Raw genomic sequence first — 22,569 nt, forward strand, 5'->3', positions numbered from 1 at the left:
CTTTTTTATAAGTTTTTATTCATAAGTTTTTATCCATAAATCGCTATTCATAAATCGCTATTTATAAGTCTTTATTTGTGAGCCTATGCGATTTTACAAATCCTTAGGATCTACACTAAATTTTAATTCGCCACTTTTTCGCATTGCAAAATGCTTTGCGCATTCTTTTTTCAAACGATTAACTAATTCATCTCTATATTCTAATGGCACTCTTACAACTGCTTTAACTCTGTCGTTTAATTCTTCAAATCGTTGAGAATTTTGCTCGCGCAATGTTGAAGGAGGCTTCATTGAAACAATTCCAAGTAAAGGTGGAAGATATTCGGACTCACTCGAATAGCCAGAATCTTCGCTCGGATCGCCAGAAACCACAGAGCTATTATTTTTAGTTTCGACTTTTAACATTGGAAGATTGCTAGAACTATCTAAATCGCCATTTTTGCTTGCGACTTTTGCAATGTCTTCACTCTCACAATCACCCATTGCACCAATCGCGTTAAGCGTATCTACAACAGCTTGCCTAAAACCCCATATTCTTGCAACGCAAACAGATGGAGGCAAAAGCGCATCTTCTCTTTCTTTAAGCTCTTGTTTAGAAAGAATCGAAGAATCCCACTCCTCTAACGATTTAGCGAGAACATCATAAGTTTCTCCCAAAATAAGCACGCTTCCGTCTCTGCTTTTTGGAGCACACATAGAAGCCGCCTTCATCCATGCGTTCAAAGTGTCTATTCGAGCATCTAATCCCGTGCTATAAAGACTCGTCCACGCGTCTAAAATCGCAACAAGACCATATTCCCCGCAAGAATCTTTAGAATTGCTTAAAACACGCGGCTGCGATCCAAGCGCGCTAATAACAATCATCGGATTTTGCTCAACCCACTCAACAACACCGCTTTTTTGTTTTGCAGAAGAAACAATAATTGGAACATCCTTAAAAAACTTAAACACTTCTTTAGCTGTAAAATTAACGCCTATATGAACAGCTTCAATCGCTCCAGAATTACTAGAACAATTCGAGCATTTCCAACCTATTGCAATACTTCCACACCACGCGCATTTAGGAGCAGAACCGTCTAAGGGCAAGTCAAGCGGGCCAGTGCAACGTTTGCAACGAGCAATACAATGGCACTTTTTACACGCAGCTTTTTGAATAGCGCTATCTTGGCATGTGGCAAGCAAAACAGGCATTTTAGCGTCTAAAGCTTGCCTAATCGAAGCTAGCGCAGTGTACGGTATTCTAGAACCTACACTCGGGTCATTTATTTTAGTCAAATTATTTGAATTTAAAAGACGAACCCAAGGACTTGCATTTTGAACAACAGACTTAAAAGGCGTAACCTCTACTAAATGACCACTAACCAAAGGAGCTAATTTTTTGTTTTCAACTTCACTTTGACTAATAACGCTTCTTGCAAAAGACATTGAAACAAATACGCCATTATGATTTTTTGCGCGCAATCGCATAACGCCTCTAGCTTGTGCGTAAGGCATCATGCCGTCTGCATACTGATATGCGCTATCTTCTACAATCACAAAAAGCGCTTGCGACTCAACTGGCGCATACATTGCAGACCTTGTTCCTAAAACACACGGAACAATGCCCTTTTCTATAGCTCTCCACGCTCTATACCTATCTGCTGGAGAATCATAAGCGCAAAGACGAGCAACATCTCCACTTAAAGCGCCATTAGAATTTTGTGACTTTTTATAAGGCTTAAGACCGTAAACCATAAGCGAGCGCATAACATCGCTCACTTCTCGAATCGTAGGCAAAACAACAGCAACTTGGCGACCCGCGCTTATAGCATTTGCAATAATCCACGCTAAATCTTGCGCCCATCTAAACGCGCCTGGCAATGCATCTACAAGAAAAGCTTTGTAATTATTCGTAGTATTTAACGTAAAATCATCTTTAGAATGCAAATAATAAGGCTTTTGAACGTTTTCTAGAGCTTGTTTTAACAAGTCCGCGTTTTTGTAAGACGCAAACATGCGAGCATCGGTTGTTTTTATAAGATTTTCCGATCCGCTATATTGATCCTGTTGCCAGTCATCTTTTGATTTTAAGCTTTTGCGAAAATCGCTAGTCCATTTTTGCCTTTTAGACATGTGAATATCGTCTAAAAAATTCTCTTTATCTACGCCAGCGATTCTTTTGGGCAAAGCGAGCCGAATAATATTCGCTCTAGTTCCACCATAAGCTTCTGCAATTGACGAAATATCTTGCATAAAAGATTTAGACGCAACTTTTTCGCTAGAAATAATTTTTTCAATAAACTTTAGGGAAGATTTTGGCGTTTCACTAGAATCGCTTCTACTCCATATAATTCCGTTAACTCGTCTTGCGCCGAATTTTACGCGAACCATAACCCCTGGCTTTGCGTCTTCATCTTGCGATTGGCTAACAATGTAGTCGAAAGTTTTTCCAAGATGAGGTGCTTGAACGTCTAAAACAACATGCGCAATCGCACAGTTACTCGCTTTACTTGGTGTTGAATCACCCTTTTTGCGCCTGCGCGATTTTTTCGCTAAACCTTCTAAAGAAGGCTGCAACGAAGACTGTTCAAGCATTAATAATCCTTATAAAATCAATCCTTATAAAATTTCAAATCATTTTTTTAATGATTTTACCTCATTTTTAATCTGTTCAACACGATTCAACTTTTCCCAAGGAAAATCAACATCACTTCTGCCAAAATGACCATAAGCAGAAGTCTTTGAGTAAATTGGGCGTAGCAAATCAAGCTCGTCTATAATCGCAGCTGGTCGCAAATCAAAGACTTTGCGAACTATTGCAGAAATATCCGAACGCGTAATTCCGTTGGCTTCTGTTCCAAAAGTTTCTACATTTACGCTAACAGGCTCCGCAATACCAATCGCGTACGCGACTTGCACTTCTACTTTATGAGCCAAACCTGCAGCAACAAGATTCTTAGCAACCCAGCGCGCAGCGTACGCTGCAGAACGATCTACCTTACTAGGGTCTTTTCCAGAAAAAGCTCCGCCACCATGATGAGCGGCTCCACCATAAGTGTCTACAATAATCTTTCTGCCAGTCAATCCAGAATCTGCAGCAGGACCGCCTAAAACAAACGACCCTGTAGGATTTACAAGCATTCTATAATCGCTATAATCAACGCGATTTTCTAAGACTTTACTAAGAACAGGCTCTACAACGTTTTTAACAAGCTGTTCTCTAAGCCAATCAACGCTTACATTAGGGCTATGTTGAGTGGAAATCAAAACAGTATCTAAGCGAATAGGCTCTAACTTTTCGTTATACTCGATTGTTACTTGCGTTTTTCCATCTGGTCTAAGATTTGGCACAATACCAGATTTTCTAACGTAAGATAAGCGTTGAGCCAGACGATGAGCAAGATAGATTGGAAGAGGCATATAAGTGTCTGTTTCGTCGCTAGCATAGCCAAACATAACGCCTTGGTCGCCTGCTCCTTGATTTTTGTAGCGTTCTTCTTTAGACGCAATACTTTCGGATTCTAAATCTAATCTAGAAACACCTTGATTTATCTCCGCGCTTTGCTCAGTTAGAGAAACCATTACGCCACAAGAATCAGCGTCTAAGCCAACAGAAGAACTGTTGTATCCAACTTCGCGCACTACTTTTCTTACGATTCCAGGAATATCTGTGTAAACTTCTCCCCTAACTTCGCCAAAAACAACAAATTGTCCTACACAAGCGCAAACTTCAACAGCAACATGCGCATGGGGATCTTGACGAAGCATGTCGTCTAAAATTGCATCCGCAATCTGATCACAAAGCTTATCTGGATGACCTTCCGTAACAGATTCTGCAGAAATAAGTTTAGACTCTTTCATAATTCCCCTTTATAACTTTGTAAATCAAGATGACTCTATAAATCAAGCGCATTAAAACAATCGCAGCCGCATACCCACACGCGATTGTAAGCGCAAGGATAATACGGCTGCAATTAAACGAAAAAGAAAACTTAGTTTCCTTCGTTCACATCGTCTTCACCAAGATTCTCTACTAGCAAACCCTTATTAATCTCGCGGAATGCAATAGAAAGAGGCTTTTCTTGGTTCTTATACTCAACAAGAGGACCAACGTTTTGCAACAATCCCTCGTTAAGCTGTGTGAAATAAGAATTAATCTGCCGTGCTCGTTTTGCGGCAAACAAGGCAAGCGCATACTTGGAATCCGCATGTTGCATTAAATCATCAATAGGCGGATTTGCAAGTCCCGTAGGTGTTGGCTTAGTGCCCAATGCCATAATGTTCTCCATATTCTATGGTGCCACAATAGTTTCCAAATAATCAATTGTAAGCTATTGCAAGGATATTCAAAACACTAATCAAAATTAAACTAAAGTGATTGGAACTAATCTAAACTAATCATAATTAATCTAAACTAATCTAAATCGTATTCTTTAGCGATTATATTCCAAAGCTCGTCTGCAGCGCGATTAGCATCGTCATTAACAATCACAAAATCAAACTCACTAGACGCGGCAATTTCCACTTTTGCTGTTTGCAAACGCTTAGCTTGCTGCTCAGGAGTTTCTGTGCCTCTACCAATAAGCCTACGCTTAAGCTCTTCAAAGCTAGGAGGAGCAATAAACACGTACACAACTTCCAAACCTAGTCTAGAAGCCTCTTGCTTTACTCTTCTAGCTCCTTGAAGATCAATCTCTAGAAGAGTTGGAACGTTTTGAGCAAGATGATCCAAAACTGGTTTAAGAAGAGTACCATAGTGAGCCATACCGTGAACAAGAGCAGTCTCTAAAAATTCGCCGTTCTTTTGCCTTCTAGCAAACTCTTCTTCGTCAATAAACCAATAATGAATACCATTAAACTCGTCGTAGCGAGGCTTTCTGGTAGTCGCAGAAACAGAAAGCCAAATATTAGGGTGTTTTTCGCGCAATACCCCCTCAACAGTGCCCTTACCAGCAGCAGTAGGACCAGTAAGAACAATCAATCGCCTTTTAATGGATTGCGTACTTTGTGTATTGTCTAAACTAACCATATTTGACTCTCTTAAATCATTTTTATGAATCCATTAAAGCTTGACGAATATCCCAAGCTATTCGTTCAGTTGCATTAGATAATGCACCAATATCTGGACCGTGCGAAGCAATAGACCTAGAAACAGTTACTAAAACGTTTCCGTGAGTTCCAGCAAAAACCGTTTTCAAATCGTTAGCTTCCGCACCCTGCCAGCCGTATCCTGGAGAAAGAATCGGACCAGTAAAACTCGTTAAATCGATTCCACCGCCATTCATCCAATCTCCAATAGTGGCTCCAACAATCAAACCAACAGAGCCCATGCCCTTTGTATTGTTGTTAAAAGTTTGAGCAGTTTGAGCAATGCCATGAGCAACAGTTGTACCGCGGTAAGAACCAGTCTGGCGAATAGCAGTTTGCAAGCTAGCGCCTTCGCGATTAGACGTTAACGAAGCAATAAACACGCCCCTGCCATTATTAAGAGCCTCATTAATCAACCCACCCATTGATCTGGCCCCGTAATACGGAAGAAGCGTAATTGCATCTGTAAGAAGAGGAGCATCTGGCTTAAAATAAGCGTCTGCAAGAGCGGAGATTGTTGTAGACAAACCACCATGACCACAATCAACAATAGTGATTACATCCATTTGCCTTGCAGCGTACAGCACTCGTTCGAGCGCAGCGAACCCCTTAGACCCGTAGCGCTCGAACATGCTTGATTGGAATTTTACGGCAGCAGCTCTGCCGTTCATGGCTTGAAGCATACGCATGGAGAACAATTCTGCTCCTTGAGCATCCATATTGTATCCCCAATTAAGCAGCATCTTGCGGTGCGGATCTATTCCAACGCATAATGGCCCATATTTTGCCATAGCGTTTTTTAGACGCAATCCAAAATCGGATCTTTGCGCGCGCAATTCCTGCTCTCGTATACTTTCGGTCATGTATTAAGCCCGACTTTCTTCGTTTTCTGCCTTTTCGATCGCAAACAGTTGCTTTGCATGCTCCTGAATGCTCATCACTTGGTAATCGTTGTTCTTAACGGCTTCTATAGCCATAAGAACTGGTGCAAACTCCGTAATTGTTGTGAATTGCGGAAGGTCTGCTGCAACAGCAGCTGCACGAATAGCATAACCATCTGTACGCGACCCTCTTGAATTCGGCGTGTTCAACACCATATCAATCTTACCATTTTCAATCAGCTCAACCACGTTTTTGCCGATTCTTTCGCGCGAAGGCACGTCATTTCGCACATCCTTCGCCGTGTCGCCTTGGCTTGAGAGCTTGTCAACAATAACGGAATCAATGCCGTAGCGTCTAAGAACAGATGCCGTACCTTCTGTAGCCCAAATCGTAAATCCAAGTTCTACTAAGCGCACTGCAAGAAGAGGCAATTGGCGTTTATCTGCATCACTTACAGACACAAACACGTTGCCGCTTGTAGGCAAACCGCCCTTGTATGCTGCAAGCTGACTCTTAGCAAAAGCATGTGGGAAGTCTCGGTCGAAGCCCATAACTTCTCCAGTAGAACGCATTTCTGGACCAAGCAAAATATCAACAGTGCGACCAACAGGCGTGCGGAAACGCTTAAAAGGCAAGACGGAAGCTTTAATAGCAACCTGCTGGCCTGGGTGAATGTCTCCACCATCTCCCTTTGGAAGAAGAAGACCACGCTTTCGCTGCTGTGCGATTGTCTCTCCAGACATAATTCGAGCAGCAGCTTTAGCAAGAGCAACACCCGTAGCTTTAGAAGCAAACGGAACAGTTCTAGACGCTCTAGGATTTGCCTCAATTACGTACAAAGTGTTTGCCATAAAAGCGTATTGAACGTTAATAAGACCACGAACCGAGCATCCGCGAGCAATCGAAAGCGTGCCCTCGCGAAGGCGGCGAATTTGATCGTCGGAAAGCGTGCTTGGAGGAAGAGTGCATGCAGCGTCACCAGAGTGCACTCCAGCCTCTTCAACATGCTCCATAATTCCGCCAATATAAAGCTCGTTTCCGTCGTAAAGCGCGTCAACGTCAATCTCAATAGCATCTTGGAGGAACTTATCAATCAAAAGCGGCGAAGGCAAGCGACCAGAAACAACAGTATCTGCTCTAGCTTCTTGCAAAGCGCGATCCACGTATTTTGCAAGCTGAGCATCGTCGTACACGATTTCCATGCCACGACCGCCAAGCACGTAGCTTGGTCGTACAAGAACAGGATAACCGATTGCGTGAGCAGCATCTTTAGCTTCTTCAAGACTTAAAGCAGTGCCGTAGCGCGGAGCATTCATGCCTTCTTGGCGAAGAACCTCACCAAAAAGCTCTCGATTTTCCGCCAAATCAATGGCCTCAGGCGTAGTACCCAAAATTGGAACTCCTGCAGCTTTAAGACGAGCCGCAAGCGAAAGTGGAGTTTGGCCGCCAAGTTGCACAATCACGCCTTTAACTGGGCCAAGCTTCTTTTCTGCTTGATAAATCTCAAGCACGTCTTCAAAAGTAAGCGGCTCAAAGTATAGGCGATCCGACATATCGTAGTCTGTAGAAACTGTTTCAGGATTGCAATTGACCATGATTGTGTCGTAATCCTTACCCAGCTCTTGCACAGCATGAACGCAAGTGTAGTCAAACTCAATACCTTGGCCGATTCTATTTGGACCAGAGCCAAGAATGATCACGGCTTCGCGATTGCGCGGCTTAAGCTCGCTTTCTTGAGCGTAGCAAGAATAGTAGTAAGGCGTTACAGCATCGAACTCGGCAGCGCAAGTGTCAACCGTTTTGTAAACAGGATGCAATCCATACGCCCAGCGAAGCTCTCGAACCATGTTTTCGCCTTCGTCGCCAAGATTACGCAAATGCGCAATTTGAACATCCGAAAGGCCTGCAAGCTTAGCGCTCTTTAACACTTTAGGCGTCAAGTTTTCTGCTTCACGAACCTCTAAAGCTGTTTTATTGATTAACGAAAGCTGCTCAACAAACCATGGGTCGATTTTTGTTGCGTCAAAAATCTGCTCTGGAGTTGCTCCGCCCCAAAGCGCGCGCTGAATTTGCAAGTAGCGATGCTCTGTTGGCGTGTGCATTTCTTCAAGAAGTCTATTAACTTCTTCTTTGCTCGGGCGCTCGCCGTCCCAGTTAAAGCATGCGTGGCGCTTATCGATTGAGCGCATTGCTTTTCCAAGGGACTCCTGGAAGTTTCCAGCCAAAGCCATAGCTTCGCCAACCGACTTCATAGAAGTTGTAAGCGTAGTGTCTGCTCCAGGGAACTTTTCGAAAGCAAAGCGCGGAATCTTAGTTACAACATAGTCAATCGTTGGCTCAAAGCTTGCAGGAGTCGAACGCGTAATATCGTTTTGGATTTCGTCCAAAGTGTAGCCGAGCGCAAGTTTTGTAGCGATTTTTGCGATTGGGAATCCTGTTGCTTTAGATGCGAGCGCCGAAGAGCGCGAAACTCTAGGATTCATTTCGATTACGATTATGCGGCCAGTCTTAGGGTTGATTGCGAATTGAATATTGCATCCACCTGTATCAACTCCAACGCCTCGAATAATCGCAATACCAATATCGCGCATCTTTTGATACTCGCGATCTGTTAGCGTAAAGCATGGAGCAACAGTAATCGAGTCACCAGTATGCACGCCTACAGGGTCAACGTTTTCGATTGGGCACACAACAACAACGTTGTCTTTAGAATCTCGCATAAGCTCCAGCTCAAATTCCTTCCAGCCTTCAATGCCTTCTTCAATAAGCACTTCGTCTGTTGGAGAATAGTGGATTCCTGCTCCTGCAATGCGGTGTAATTCTTCTTGATTATGAGCAATTCCAGAGCCTAAGCCGCCCATTGTAAAGCTTGGGCGTACCACTACTGGGTATCCAAGCGTTTCAACAATCTTGTCTACTTCTTCAATTGAGTGAGCAATAAAGGATTTTGCGCTTTCTGCTCCAGCTTTTTCTACGACTTTCTTAAAAAGCTCACGATCTTCGCCGCGGTCGATTGCTTCCAAAGATGCGCCAATAAGCTCCACATTGTACTTTTTTAGGATTCCTGCACGCCCCAAGTCCATTGCAGCATTAAGCGCAGTTTGGCCGCCTAGCGTTGGAAGAAGCGCGTCTGGCTTCTCTTTAGCAATAATGCGCTCCAAAATTGCCGTATCTATTGGCTCAATGTATGTTGCGTCTGCAAGCTCTGGATCCGTCATAATCGTAGCAGGATTAGAGTTTACAAGGATTACGCGGATTCCTTCTTCGTGAAGCACTCGGCAAGCTTGCGTTCCCGAATAGTCGAATTCTGCAGCCTGACCAATTACGATTGGGCCAGAACCAATCACCATTACAGACTTAATATCATCGCGTTTTGGCATTATAAATTCCTTTTATCTCTTTATACCTACTATTTTTCGCTCTTATTCTTGTGATTTTGCATAAGTTCTACAAAGCGATCAAACAAGTATGATGCGTCGTGAGGTCCTGCGGCTGCTTCTGGGTGATATTGCACAGAAAAAGCTGGAATATCAAGGCATTGCAAGCCTTCTACAACATTGTCGTTAAGGTCTACATGAGACACTATTACGCGACCAAAATGGCCATTTTCGTAAGGAGACTGAACAGTCTTGCCAATAGGAGCATCTACAGCAAATCCGTGATTATGCGCCGTAACTTCTACTTTTCCAGTAGTCACGTCTTTTACAGGCTGATTTATGCCACGATGACCAAACTTAAGCTTGTATGTTCCAAAGCCGAGCGCGCGACCAAGCAATTGATTTCCAAAGCATATTCCAAAGAATGGGTAGCCAGCATCTAACACGTTACGCAATAATTCCACTTCGCGATTTGCTTGAGCAGGGTCTCCAGGGCCATTCGAGAAGAACACGCCATCTGCGTTAAGCGCTTGAAGCGACTCAAAGCTTATTGAGGAGCTTACAACGTGCACACGGCATCCACGCTGCGCCAAACGGTGAGGAGTCATGGCTTTTATTCCAAAGTCAACAGCTACAACAGTGTAAAGAGGCTCTTTGCCTTCATAATCCCCGCAAGGCTCAATCGTATAAGCTTCTTGTGTGCTAACTTCGTCTGTTAGTCGCAAGCCTTGCATTTGAGGAGTTTCTTTAATCTCATTTACAAAAGATGAGACTGTGCGAATTGCTCCAGTAGTTTTATCTATAAGAGCATCATTAGAAAAAATGCCAGCACGCATAACGCCAACTGAGCGTAAATGTCGTACCAGCATTCTTGTATCAATACCACTGATTCCTACAATACCTTGTTTTTCTAAATCATCTTCCAAGGAACCAGTGGCTCTCCAATTGCTAACATTTGGACTTGGAGCTTTTACCACATATCCTGCAACCCATATTTTTGACGACTCTGGGTCTTCGCCGTTTATTCCCGTGTTTCCTATGTGTGGGAACGTTTGAACAACTATTTGTTGATCATAACTTGGATCAGTAAGTGTTTCTTGGTAACCAGTCATTCCTGTAGAGAACACGATTTCAGCGCGTGTAGAACCTTTTGCGCCAAATGGTTTACCAACGTAAACTTGCCCGTCTTCCAATACTAATACTGCATCATCAGTGCCGAATCCGGCGAAGGTGTCGTTATAGTCCACCTTAACCCCCTTATGGCTTTAGGTTATTCGTGGCAAGTCTACTCATATTGGCGGACGGCGACGCGCCGATGTATTACAAAACAAAAATCCGCCTACTTTTACAAGCAAGCGGATTTACATGTTTTACGACTATTTTGCAAAAGACTATTTTGCAAAACTAGAATCTGAATCTAAATCTGACTTTACAAAAGACTAATCGTTTTCTTGCGATTCTTGCGATTCTTCTGCTTCACCGGATTCACCATTAAACTTAGCCAAGCAAGCGTCTTTGTCGGAAACAATTGCGCTTAAAAGACCATGAATAAAGGTGATTGCTTCATCGTCACTATATGTTTTAGAAAGAGCAATTGCCTCATCAATCGCAACTTTATCTGGCACTTCGTCGTTTAGAAGAATCTCCCAAACAGCAATGCGCAAAATATTGCGATCAATAACCGCCATTCTTCCAACTTTCCAGCCTGTTGAATAGCGATTTAAGGTTTTATCAATCCTATTTCTGCGCTCTCCTACTCCGCGAATAATATCAACAGCATAATCTGGAAGAGGAGTTTGCGCACCTGGCTCTTTCAAACGTTCGTCGAGTAAAGAAAGAATATTCTGACTTTTCTCGTCTGCCTCATAAAGAGTGTTCAATGCCCTCTTTCGAGCAGTGGAGCGTGCCATATTAGCGTCCTTTTTATAAGTTTTTACTAGTTTTCGCGACCAAGGTAAGAGCCGTCACGAGTATCGACCTTAACCTTTTCGCCTTCGCCAACAAAGAGTGGAACCTGAATTTCGGCGCCAGTCTCAACTGTTGCAGGCTTAGTGCCAGCGTTAGAACGGTTGCCTTGCAAGCCTGGCTCAGTGTGAGTAATCGTCAAAATTACAGACGCTGGAAGCTCTACGCTCAAAGGAGTGCCATCATGGAAGCTAACAATGCAATCAGTTCCTTCAAGAAGATACTTGCTTTGATCTCCAACCAAATCCTTAGGAATATAAACCTGATCGTAGGTTGTCATATCCATAAATACAAAGTTATCGCCGTCTTCGTAAGAGTATTGCAAAGTACGGTTATCAACGGTCTCGAACTCCATCTTCATGCCGGCGTTAAAAGTCTTATCGACAATCTTGCCCGAAAGCACGTTCTTAATGGTGGTGCGAACGAAAGCAGGACCTTTGCCTGGCTTTACGTGCTGGAACTTAACAACTGTCCAAAGCTGACCTTCAAGGTTCAAAACCGATCCATTTTTAATATCATTGGTAGTCTGTGCCACGAGTTATCCGTTTCTTTCGCTAATAAAGCTGCAATGCGTGCAGCTAAGAAATAAACCTTGCTTATTATGCCACAAAGCGTCAACTAATTAAAATAACAACTAAAATAACAACACGCATTTAACGCAATTATTCATTACTGTTGATCGTCTTGTTCCGACGAGTCTGAGTTTTGACTACGACCCATTGGAATATATCCACCTTGATCATCCTTAGGATGTGGAGCATCAAAAGGATACCCATTGCCATCTCTGCTTAAAAATCTATCGCTCACTTTTTTAATTCTATCTTCATACTGGCTTATAACAGCTTTTATTTTTTGATAAGCCTGCTTTAACTCTGTATAATTATTGCTGCTTTTAGCAAGAGCATTACCAGCATCATTAGCAGCATTTTCTATACTTTTAGAAGCATCAGCTAAAATAGGCAAATTTTTCGCTTTTTCTACAAGCTCTCTAGCTTTTTTAACAAGATTTAACAATTGATCTCCAAAAGCAGTTCTGCTAGTTTTTAGTAAATTCTTTGCATGCGTTTTAACAGAATCAGCATCTTTACGCAAAGAATCCAATTTGTCTGAAAGCTTATTTTCAACTCTTGTAGAATCGTAAGAATCCGCGCCAAGTGGGCATGCTGGAATATCATCGTTTAAGTCATCATTAGCGTAGCTTAGAGAAGATTCAAAATCATCTGCAGCGTCTTTAGCTGCATCAAAATCTTCATCAAAATCAGCAGCTTTTATATTAGAAGCATCTTTAACATCTTGACTTGATACAATTTTTTTAAGCTCTTCTTTAGCATTGATTACTTTTTTGCGCAATTGAACGCAATTTTTAGAAGGCTCACTTGCTTTTAGATTAGTCTTAGAGTTATTAGCAAATAATACAAACCCTAATCCAGCAACGACTCCGATTGATATAAGAGATACACAAACAATAACAGCAATAGCCTTTTTATCGCTTAACAAGGAGTTGTTTGAATCATCATTAGAAGATCCAAAAATATTTTCTTGCTCATACTCATCTTGATTATTAAAGGAAGCGATATCATCCAAATCTTCTGATTCTTGGTACTTATTATTGCTGTTTTCCATATTATGAGATTAATACAATCTTTTGATATTTTTACTCACATATAAAAGCATCATTATAAAACACTAATTTATAATTATTTTTACAAAAAAAGAACATAAACTAACATATTATCTTTACTTTATTCATAAAGACTGATATATTTAACATGTTCTAACAAGAACGAACATACGCATGATTTAACCGAGAAGAGAAACCATGAGAAAAAATATATTCGCATCTTGCTTATCTTTAGTAATAATTTTCTCACTAATACCAACTCAAGCCATTGCTCGCGAAAAATTAAACACTGGGCTAACGCAGTATAACGAATCTGTTGCATCTAATCCAAAAAACACAGAAAATACACCAAACATTTGGCACGAAGCAAAATATCAGGGTTTATTTGACCCAACTCCTACTGGACTAAAGTGGAAGTTGGACGAATCAACTAACACTCTTGAAATATCAAAAATTAGCGGGACAGATTTTGCATCTAACTCAATTGAAAAAATAATTTCCTCTAATAAAAACAACCAAGATGGCGTAAATTTTGATACAGCTAAAGTCAAAGTCATAAATATTGTTCAATCAGGCGATCAAACTGAAAATGCTGGAAAAATTCAACTCGGTAACGGTGCTAGCAATCTGTTTTCAAACTTTGCAAATCTAGAAACAATAAACAATTTGGATTTATTTGACACTTCTAATGTAGAAGATATGTCTGGAATGTTTTCTTCAACTCCTAAGCTAAAAAACATTAATGGAACTAAAGACTGGGATACAAGCCGCGTAACAGATATGAGCAGCCTGTTTGAAGATAGCGGAATAATCAGCATAAATCCAATATCTAACTGGGACGTTAGCAACGTTGAAAACATGCAGCTAATGTTTAGAAACACAAAAAATTTGCGCACAGTTCACGGATTAGACGAAAAGTGGAACACTAACAACGTTACAGACATGACTAGCATGTTTGAAGGCAGCGCAATCGAATCTGCAGACGGCATTAGAAACTTTAAAACGCGCAATGTTCATCATATGAACAACATGTTCTACCAAGCAAAGAATCTTTCAAACGTTAAGGGAATTACTTGGGACAACACCTACTGCGATGAAGCAACTGGAATGTTTGAAGAAAGCGGATTAACAACTAGCGAAGGCTTAGAAGTGTTTACAAACAACAATCTAGCTTCAATGGGAAGAATGTTTATGAACGCCAACAAGCTAGAAGACATTAAAGCGCTTGAAAACTGGGATATTAGCAATACTAACGACATTGGAAAAATGTTTACTGGAACAACCTCACTTAAAGAAGCCAACCTTGGAAAATGGAAAACTTCTTATGTTTCAAACATTGTTGGTCTTTTTGACAACAGTGGCGTTAAAAAGATAACTGGCTTAGAAAATTGGAATACAAAAAATGTTTGGAATATGGGAAAAGCATTTTCAAACACTACTAATTTAACACAAATACCAGGAATCGAAAATTGGAACACTTCTAGCGCAACAGACATGAACGATATGTTTGCAAACTCTTCTGTAACGTCTCTAGATATTTCTAAGTGGGATTTAACACAAGCTCTTAATATTCAAACCGGTTCATTAAACCAAGGTGTTAAAAACATGTTTGGCGGCAGCAAAATCGTTGATATTACCATTCCATCTGGCGTTAATCTCGAACAAACAAATCTTTCGGCACTTAATGACATTTGGAAAGAAGCAAGCACACAAAATGGAAATCTTCTTATTAAAGAAGGTGGATTCTCAAATAGTGCAAAAGATTTAATAGAAAATAACGCAAAACAAAGCAAAGAAAGCGGCTCTAGAAGATTCTTACGCGGATACTTTATGGCTACAATAAAACACGGCGATGCTAATATTAATTGCTTAGTTAATACGAATGGAAAACATAATTTTGTTGATGCAATTGTTAACTGTAAAGATTCAAATAATAAAATAACTGACTTCCGAAATCTAGGTATAGAAAAAGCAAACGCAACTTTATCTACAATTCTAGGCTTAAAAGACGAAGTGATTACAGATTGGAATAATGGGAACTCTGCTTTTAATACAGATTTAAGCAATCTTGATTTAAGTAAAGATTTTAATTTGACTGTTAAAACTAAAAGCATTCAAAAGGAAACTTCAAACGTTGTTGAGCCTAGTAGATCTGAATCTTCGGACCATGATTCTGATTCTGATTACAGTTTGAACAAATTATTATTCATTCCTTTTAATAAAGATGATTACAATTATAGTAGTTATAATCAAACCAGTGTTGATGCGAAAACATATACTGCAGAACAACAAAAGGTTGCAGAACCTAAAACTGCAGAATCTGCTAAATCGCAACAAGAAAATCAAGATACTTCTTACAAAGCAGAAATCGCCAACAAAACTGTAACAAATAAGAATCAAACCGAACAAAGCAGCAACTCAATCAGCAATAACGCTGATTACAAAGATTTGCAAAACGATTATTCTAAAGAAAACAACTCTAAAGATAATGATTCAAGTAAAAGCGTAAACAAAAAGAAGGACGCACTAACAAATAACAGCTATATTGCGAAAGCAGCCTCTTCAACCAATAATACGCATGTATTAGCTATTGCTATATTAGTTGTATTTGTTGTTGCAATTGCTGGAATTGCAACCTTTACTCTAAAGAAAAACTAAAACATTTGCAATAATTTTCCGCAAAATGTTGTTCTACACAACATGTTTACAACATTTTGCGGAAAACTTTAAGATATTTTATTAAAACGCCATATATCAAGCGCCATATTGAATAAGATATTTAGCAGCGCGATCTGCTAACTGCTGATTCATTACAGGCTCGCCGTTTGAATTACTAATATTCTTGGCTGCATCGAAGATTTCGCGCACGTTTGCAATTGGAAGCACTGGGAATCCAAACTCTTGCTCTACTGCTTTTACTGCAGAAAGATCACTGTCTTTTGTGCGCTCCATTCTATCTACTGCCAAAATCAAGCCAACAACTTGCACATTTGCTTCTGCTTTAAGCTTTGGCAAAGTTTCGCGAACTGCAGTTCCAGCAGTCATAACGTCGTCAACTAGCAACACATTCATGCCGTCTTTTAGCGGCTTTCCAACCATCATTCCGCCGTCGCCGTGGTCTTTTCGCTCTTTTCTATCAAAAGTAAAACCAACTGGCATATTGTAATTATTTGTTAAAGCCATAGACGTAGAAACTGCCAGCGGAATGCCTTTATAAGCAGGACCAAAAACTGTGTCAATATTGTTAGAAAGAATACCATCTTTGATTGCTGCAACAATTCTTTGAGCGTAATAATCGCCAAGAGAAGCGATTTTCATGCCGTCGTCAAAAGCACCAGCGTTAATAAAGTAAGGCGATTGGCGACCAGACTTAAGCGTAAAATCACCAAATTTAAGTGCGCCTGAATCAAGCAAAAACTTTGTAAAATCCTCGTGTAATTGTGCCATAATTAACTCTCCTTGTTAAATCTGTCTTAAATAATCTGTCTTAAATAATCTGTCTTAAATAATCTGTCTTAAATAATCTGTCTTAAATAATCTGTCTTAAATAATCTGTCTTAAATAAATTGTTTTACTGTATTAAATTTCATCGCCAAGTTTTGCCTTCTTTAAGCAAAGATGCAAGCTTTGGTCGAGAATCAAGCAAATCGTCAAGCTCACGCGCAATGCGAATCGGAGCAGTTGGGTCCACAAGAGCGGCCGCCCCAACTTCTACAGCATTAGCGCCAGCATACAAGTATTCCAAAGCTTTCTCTCCAGAATCAATGCCACCAATACCAATGATTGGAATATCTGGCATAGCTTGACGCACTCGCCACACAAATCCAAGACCAATCGGGAAGATTGCAGGACCAGAAACACCGCCCGTACGGTTTGCAATAATCGGCTCGCCTGTGCGAATGTCAATTCTCAATCCAACTAAAGTATTAATCATGCTTAAAGCATCTGCGCCAGCGTCAACAGCAGCTTTGCAAATCGAAACAATATCTGTAACATTTGGCGTCATTTTTACAATCATCGGCTTATCTGTCATTGCGCGAAGTCGCTTAATTAAACGATGCAATGCAACTGGGTCTGTGCCAACACTCATTCCGCCATGAGTTACATTTGGGCAGCTAACGTTAATCTCTAGCATATCTGCCGCGGAATCCGCAAGCTTTTCAACAACTTGCGCATAATCTTCGTCACTGTGGCCTGCAACATTTGTGATTACAAGCGCTCCAAGCTTTTTTAACTTTGGAAGCTCGTCTACTAAATAGTGGTCGACTCCAGGATTTTGCAAACCAACAGCATTCACCATTCCAGAAGGCGATTCTGCAGTGCGCGGAGCAGGATTTCCTTGCCAAGGAACTGGGGAAACACCTTTTGTACAAATTGCTCCAAGCTGGCTAACGTCATAAAAGTGCGCGCAAGCTGCAAGTTGGAATGTGCCAGACGCTGTTCCAACCATGTTTTTCCACTCAACGCCAGCAACTTTAGTTGAGTGCTTCCAAACGTGGCTTGTGTCAAATCCAAGAGTTGATGCATTGTTTTGCGCGCTATTTTGCGCATTTTCTAAAGCTTTATTCATTTCGTTACTCATATCTTTTTATTCCCAGCCTTTATTATTTCCAGTATTTGTTCTCAGCCTTTTATTTACTCCCAGCCTAATCTTTCAGAGTCAAACACTGGCCCTTCGTTACAAACTTTAAGTCTGCCTTCCAAGGTATCTACAACGCAAGCAACACAAGTGCCATAGCCGCATCCCATTCTTGCTTCTAGGCTTAATTGACATTTAACATTACGCTCATGCGCCCAATGAGCTACAGCTTTCATCATTGGCATAGGCCCGCAAGAAAGAATAACAATAGGCAAATCGCCATTAAAATCAAAATGATTTTCTTGCTCTAGCTCATTAAGCAAAGTAATAACAGTTCCTTGCGCGTTGCTAATGCTATAAACGTTATCAACGTATTCCTTCATAAATGAGTCAGCAAAATGATTATCTCTGTATCCAAGAACGGCCGTAACCTTGCAATCCTTGTTTTTTGCAATCGCTTGCGCAGCACAAATCAAAGGAGGAACGCCCAATCCTCCGCTTACAAGAACATAGTGAGCTGGCTTAGAAATATCAAAACCCAATCCTAATGGCCCTAAAGCGTCTACAGTGTCTCCTGCTTTAAGCTGCGCAAACTCGGCAGTACCCTTACCAATCACAGCAAAAATAAGAGTAAAAGTATCTCCATCAACGCTTGCAACACCAAATGGCCTAGGAAGCATAGTTGTAGAATCTGGAGAATATAAGTTAACAAATTGCGCAGGAGTGGCCGTTTTAGCAATAGCATCATCGCGCAAAACTAAGCGATACACACCCTCGTCAAGCTTTTGATTATCAAGAACTTCTATTGGGCGCCTTCCTAAAAGACGGCTATATTTTGGCTTACTAGAATCTGCACCCGAATAGTCTAAAGAGCTTTCACGAATAGTAAATATAAAGCTTCTAGAAGATTTTCTAGTTTGGATAAACATGCCATCACTCATGTATTTGCCCTATCTTGTGTAGTGTGTAACTGTTTAGTTTTTAGTTATATAATTTGTAATTTACATCTTGCGATTTGTAATTTGTAACTTATAACTTGCGATTTGTAGCTTGTTATTAGCTATAAATTATATTCGCTTATGTTTATCTATATTCACTTATAAATCGATTCACTTATAAATCGCCTGCCTTAAATCATCTCGCATATTAATAGCAGCACAAGCAGAAGAATGTGCAACAATATCTAGAATGTCATCTAATGAAATTGAAGATTCGTGCTTTTTATAAGATTCACTGTTTTTCCAAGCGCCAATAATTCCGCGCGAAGAGTTTACTATAGCGCCACTGCCATTTTCATCAAACATTCCAGCAACATCTTTAGCTGTTCCGCCTTGCGCTCCGTAGCCTGGAACAAGGAAGAAAGTATGCGGCATAAGCTCACGCAACCGCTTGCCTTCTTGCGGATGCGTTGCTCCAACAACCGCTCCAACTCTAGAATATCCGTGATTCCCAATGTTTGATTCGCCCCAATTTTCAATCAAACTTGCCATATGCTCGTAAACTGGCTTGCCATCTTCAACAACAAGCTCTTGCAACTCTTTGCTAGAAGGATTAGACGTGCGCAAAAGCACAAAAATGCTCTTATTGCGCGAAATTACTTCGTTTACAAAAGGCATAACGCCATCCGAGCCCATATACGGGTTTACAGTAAGCGAATCCTCGTGCCAAACATCCTTTGTGCTAGAGCTTTTAAGAAGATTAAGCAAAGACTCGTCAAAGTCGCAAGAATCATCGCTAAAATACGAATCAAGATTAGCAAATCCTCGCAAATGCGCAGCATATTGAGCTGCTGTAGAGCCAATATCTCCTCGTTTTGCGTCTCCAATAACAACTAAGCCTTTGGATTTAGCATAATCGCAAGTCATTGTGTAAGTGTCAATTCCAGCAGGGCCAAGCGCCTCATACATTGCAATCTGTGGCTTAACAGCTGGAACAATATCGCAAATCGCATCAATAATTGCTCGATTAAACTCAAAATAAGCAGCACCAAGCAACGTTTGCAAAGCTTCTTCACTCTCTACTTCTTGCAAAACTTCATTTGCTAAGCCGTTTAAAATTTGCGCAGGCAAAATACCAGGCTTTGGGTCTAATCCAACAACAGTAGGATTTTGCTTTGATGCAATCGCTTCTACTAACTCGTCCATTTTTCTCCCATTTTTACTATTTTTTACGACTTACTCACGCGACTTACACATACGACTTATTAAATACGCGACTACATTCTAGAAAACGCAATTTGCGATCCAATAATAGTTGCCACTGGCCTGCCCTTTAATTGCCAACCGTCAAATGGCGTATTTCTAGCTTTTGAATGGAATGAGTTTGAATCCACACTCCACTTTTCGTTCATATTAATCAACACTAAATCAACGTTTTCTGGGTGCTCCGTGTTGCTTAATCGCAATGTACGCCTAATCGCGCATTTAGAAGACACGTTTAGCAAAGCCGAAACATCCGTAGGTCTGCGGCTCATTAGTTGCATTGGATTAACAGACATTAGTTCAATTAAGTGCTTATCATCCGTGTAGCCTGCATCCACAAGCACTTTTCTACAAACCGCGTACGCGCATTCTAAGCCAATAATGCCATTAGGCGCACTCGCAAAGTCGCCAGCTTTATCTGCAACTGTGTGCGGAGCGTGATCAGTCGCAATCATGTCTATAGTTCCATCTGCGATTGCACCAAGAGTGGCCTGTCTATCTGCTTTAGACCTAAGTGGCGGATTCATTTTTGCGTTAACGCCATACTTAAGCACATCTTCATCGCAAAGAGCAAGATAATGCGGAGCTGTTTCACAAGTAATAGGCAAACCTTCCTTCTTAGCTTTGCGAATCGCTTCAAAAGCAGCTGCAGTACTCACATGCTGGAAGTGCACATGAACGCCACTAACTCGCGCAGCATCAATGTCGCGCTTAACAATCGCAAGCTCCGTAGAAGCAGGAATTCCGCCAACGCCTAAAATCTTAGCAACTGGGCCTTCATTTACTGAGCCAGAATTGTGATGCTCACAATGTTCAAGAAGAGGCAATCCTGTTTCTTTAGCGATTTTTAGAACGTCTTGCAAAATCGAATCTGTAACTGCAGCACCATCGTCACTAATAGCAACTACAGGATGCTTCTTCATCGGAGACGTTTTTTGACTATCTTCGATTCCAGGAACATACTTTTTCCACAAATTAACGTTGCTAGGATCAACGCCACTTCTTCCGCCCGATGCGCAAACGCTTAAATCGTAGCGAACTGGCAATTTTACGCCATATATGCAACCGTATCTTTGCAAGTAGTCAATCACATTTTCCACGTCGAAAGGAGCATCATTCCAAGGCTCGCCATCAACTGCTGGAATAGTATTCGGCATAATCAAAACTTGCGTATATCCGCCTGCGGCCGCAGCATTGCCGCCAGTCATCATCGTTTCTTTATCTGTTTGACCAGGATCTCTAAAATGCACGTGTGGGTCTGCAAAACCAGGAGCAACAATCCAATCACTCGCATCAATTTCTCCGCATATTCTGGCATTTGGCTCAATTAAAGCATCTTGCCGCACACCTTCTACGATTAAATCAATGCGCTCGCTAGTATCCCAAACTGCAATATTTTGCAAAGTTAAGGTTCGTGAGTTATTCATATTGCTCCTAGTTCGCTCAAGGTTTTTAAGTTATTAGATTATTTTAGATTACTTTATATTTCAATTGCGTTAATCGCGATTATTTGCGCGTTTTAGTGCGCTCAATCTACTTATGCTTCTTCGTCGCAATACAAGCATCGATACACGTTTGCGTCAGAATCGTCCTTATAGAACTTTTTGACTAATGATAATTCACTATTTGTTATGCAACGAATATTAGGACATTTAAGATCTTTAGGAGCATTTTTGTCTTCTTTATGAACACGAGGATTAGCGAGCGAAATTCCATTAGCATCGTAAGCTTGCGATTCGTCTTTAGGCACATTCACAAAATCTGTTGGCTCATAGCCCAAAAGCTTATCTCCAAGAACAGAGCTTTCAAGAGCCATTCGCATAAGCATACCGTTTTTAACTTGCTCAAAGTATGCTGCACGAGGGTCCGCGTCAACATCAACCGCAATCTCGTTAATCCTAGGAAGTGGGTGAAGAACAGCCGTATTAGGCTTTGCTTTTTGCAATTTTTCTTCCGTCAAAATGTAAGTATCTCTAAGTCGCAAGTATTGATCCCTGTCTGTAAAACGCTCTTCTTGCACACGAGTCATATAAAGAACGTCTAAACTTCCAATAACTTCCATCAAATCGCGAGTTTCCTCGTAAGAGCACGATTCAGTTGCGTTTATGCGATCAATAACATATTGCGGAGTTTTAAGCTCATCTGGACTAATCAGCACAAAATGAACGTTTCCAAAGCGGCATAAAGTTTCAATAAGCGAGTGAACTGTGCGGCCGTATGTTAAGTCTCCGCAAAGCCCAACTGTTAAATTATTCAGCCTTCCAAATCGTGCAAGAATTGTTGCTAAATCTGCAAGAGTTTGAGTAGGATGCATGTGGCCACCGTCTCCTGCATTAATTACTGGCGTGCTAACAGCTTGCGTTGCTACAAAAGCGGCGCCTTCCTTAGGGTGACGCATTGCTACAACATCTACATAGTTTGACACCACTTTTAACGTGTCGCTAACTGTTTCGCCTTTACTCGCGCTAGAAAGTTGAGCGCCTGCAAAGCCAATCACCTTGCCACCTAAGCGAAGCATTGCTGTTTCAAAGCTTAATCGCGTGCGCGTGCTCGGCTCATAAAAAAGAGTGGCCAACACTCTGCCATCGCAAGTGTGGGCCACTTCTTTTCTGTGCGAATCAATGTATCGCGCTTTATCTAAAAGCATTCGTATTTGTGCCGTAGAAATATCGTCTAAAGTAACAACGCTTTTGCCTGCTAACGATTGAGCAATTGCGCAACGAGAAAAAACTTGATTGGAAGAATCAGAAAATGCGTTCGTCATAATAAAACCGCTTACCTTTCGCTAGTTGGCAAACGGCCGCGATTGTGCGCGACCTAAGTAATATTACTGATTAGCTTTGACGAAACCCATACTCGGAGTGGCGTATATTTGTT

General features: G+C 41.2%; 17 protein-coding genes. 1 reads left to right on the forward strand and 16 read right to left on the reverse strand.

Features of this window, described 5'->3' with window-relative positions:
- Positions 1–93 precede the first annotated feature (93 nt).
- From MAF46_RS02455 to MAF46_RS02500, 10 genes are all read right to left on the reverse strand, one after another.
- Positions 94–2,574 (reverse strand): primosomal protein N' family DNA-binding protein, encoded by a 2,481-nt coding sequence (locus MAF46_RS02455; RefSeq protein WP_060785955.1) that lies wholly within the window; start codon positions 2,572–2,574, stop codon positions 94–96.
- Between the two features lie 39 nt (positions 2,575–2,613).
- Positions 2,614–3,840 carry a methionine adenosyltransferase gene (gene metK, locus MAF46_RS02460; protein ID WP_060785954.1) on the reverse strand — a complete coding sequence of 409 codons (1,227 nt, stop codon included), beginning with the start codon at positions 3,838–3,840 and terminating at the stop codon, positions 2,614–2,616.
- A 131-nt stretch (positions 3,841–3,971) separates the two neighbouring features.
- Complete coding sequence (gene rpoZ, locus MAF46_RS02465; protein ID WP_004130985.1) at positions 3,972–4,256, reverse strand: DNA-directed RNA polymerase subunit omega; 285 nt, start codon at positions 4,254–4,256, stop codon at positions 3,972–3,974.
- 137 nt (positions 4,257–4,393) lie between these two features.
- Positions 4,394–5,008 carry a guanylate kinase gene (gmk, locus tag MAF46_RS02470; protein WP_016635440.1) on the reverse strand — a complete coding sequence of 205 codons (615 nt, stop codon included), beginning with the start codon at positions 5,006–5,008 and terminating at the stop codon, positions 4,394–4,396.
- Positions 5,009–5,030: 22 nt separating this feature from the next.
- A complete protein-coding gene (gene pyrF, locus MAF46_RS02475; RefSeq protein ID WP_004130989.1) occupies positions 5,031–5,930 on the reverse strand; it encodes an orotidine-5'-phosphate decarboxylase in 900 nt (299 codons plus the stop codon).
- Positions 5,931–5,933: 3 nt separating this feature from the next.
- Positions 5,934–9,329, reverse strand: coding sequence for a carbamoyl-phosphate synthase large subunit (gene carB / locus MAF46_RS02480; RefSeq protein ID WP_060785953.1), 3,396 nt, complete (start codon positions 9,327–9,329; stop codon positions 5,934–5,936).
- Positions 9,330–9,358: 29 nt separating this feature from the next.
- Entirely contained in the window at positions 9,359–10,573 is a 1,215-nt protein-coding gene (gene carA / locus MAF46_RS02485) for a glutamine-hydrolyzing carbamoyl-phosphate synthase small subunit (protein WP_016784993.1), read from the reverse strand.
- Positions 10,574–10,765: 192 nt separating this feature from the next.
- Entirely contained in the window at positions 10,766–11,236 is a 471-nt protein-coding gene (nusB, locus tag MAF46_RS02490; RefSeq protein WP_016805016.1) for a transcription antitermination factor NusB, read from the reverse strand.
- Between the two features lie 26 nt (positions 11,237–11,262).
- Positions 11,263–11,826, reverse strand: a complete 564-nt coding sequence (gene efp / locus MAF46_RS02495) for an elongation factor P (RefSeq protein WP_004130995.1) — start codon at positions 11,824–11,826, stop codon at positions 11,263–11,265.
- Positions 11,827–11,960: 134 nt separating this feature from the next.
- Positions 11,961–12,914, reverse strand: coding sequence for a hypothetical protein (locus tag MAF46_RS02500; protein ID WP_060785952.1), 954 nt, complete (start codon positions 12,912–12,914; stop codon positions 11,961–11,963).
- Between the two features lie 196 nt (positions 12,915–13,110).
- On the opposite strand from MAF46_RS02500, the gene MAF46_RS02505 reads away from it, so the two are divergent.
- Positions 13,111–15,570 (forward strand): BspA family leucine-rich repeat surface protein, encoded by a 2,460-nt coding sequence (locus MAF46_RS02505; protein WP_060785951.1) that lies wholly within the window; start codon positions 13,111–13,113, stop codon positions 15,568–15,570.
- A 96-nt stretch (positions 15,571–15,666) separates the two neighbouring features.
- Here the strand turns inward: MAF46_RS02505 and pyrE are convergent, their stop codons facing one another.
- The 6 genes from pyrE to pyrB form a co-directional block, all read right to left on the reverse strand.
- Positions 15,667–16,359: an orotate phosphoribosyltransferase gene (pyrE, locus tag MAF46_RS02510; protein ID WP_060785950.1), complete on the reverse strand. Its 693-nt coding sequence runs from the start codon at positions 16,357–16,359 to the stop codon at positions 15,667–15,669.
- Positions 16,360–16,498: 139 nt separating this feature from the next.
- Positions 16,499–17,494 carry a dihydroorotate dehydrogenase gene (locus MAF46_RS02515; protein ID WP_060785949.1) on the reverse strand — a complete coding sequence of 332 codons (996 nt, stop codon included), beginning with the start codon at positions 17,492–17,494 and terminating at the stop codon, positions 16,499–16,501.
- 53 nt (positions 17,495–17,547) lie between these two features.
- Positions 17,548–18,432, reverse strand: a complete 885-nt coding sequence (locus tag MAF46_RS02520; RefSeq protein WP_004131005.1) for a dihydroorotate dehydrogenase electron transfer subunit — start codon at positions 18,430–18,432, stop codon at positions 17,548–17,550.
- A gap of 168 nt (positions 18,433–18,600) precedes the next feature.
- Entirely contained in the window at positions 18,601–19,635 is a 1,035-nt protein-coding gene (gene pyrF, locus MAF46_RS02525) for an orotidine-5'-phosphate decarboxylase (RefSeq protein ID WP_060785948.1), read from the reverse strand.
- 71 nt (positions 19,636–19,706) lie between these two features.
- Positions 19,707–21,119 (reverse strand): dihydroorotase, encoded by a 1,413-nt coding sequence (locus tag MAF46_RS02530; RefSeq protein WP_018615672.1) that lies wholly within the window; start codon positions 21,117–21,119, stop codon positions 19,707–19,709.
- Positions 21,120–21,229: 110 nt separating this feature from the next.
- A complete protein-coding gene (gene pyrB / locus MAF46_RS02535) occupies positions 21,230–22,456 on the reverse strand; it encodes an aspartate carbamoyltransferase (RefSeq protein WP_004133044.1) in 1,227 nt (408 codons plus the stop codon).
- Positions 22,457–22,569 lie beyond the last annotated feature (113 nt).

Source organism: Gardnerella pickettii (assembly GCF_029226345.1).
GTDB classification, from domain to species: domain Bacteria; phylum Actinomycetota; class Actinomycetes; order Actinomycetales; family Bifidobacteriaceae; genus Bifidobacterium; species Bifidobacterium piotii.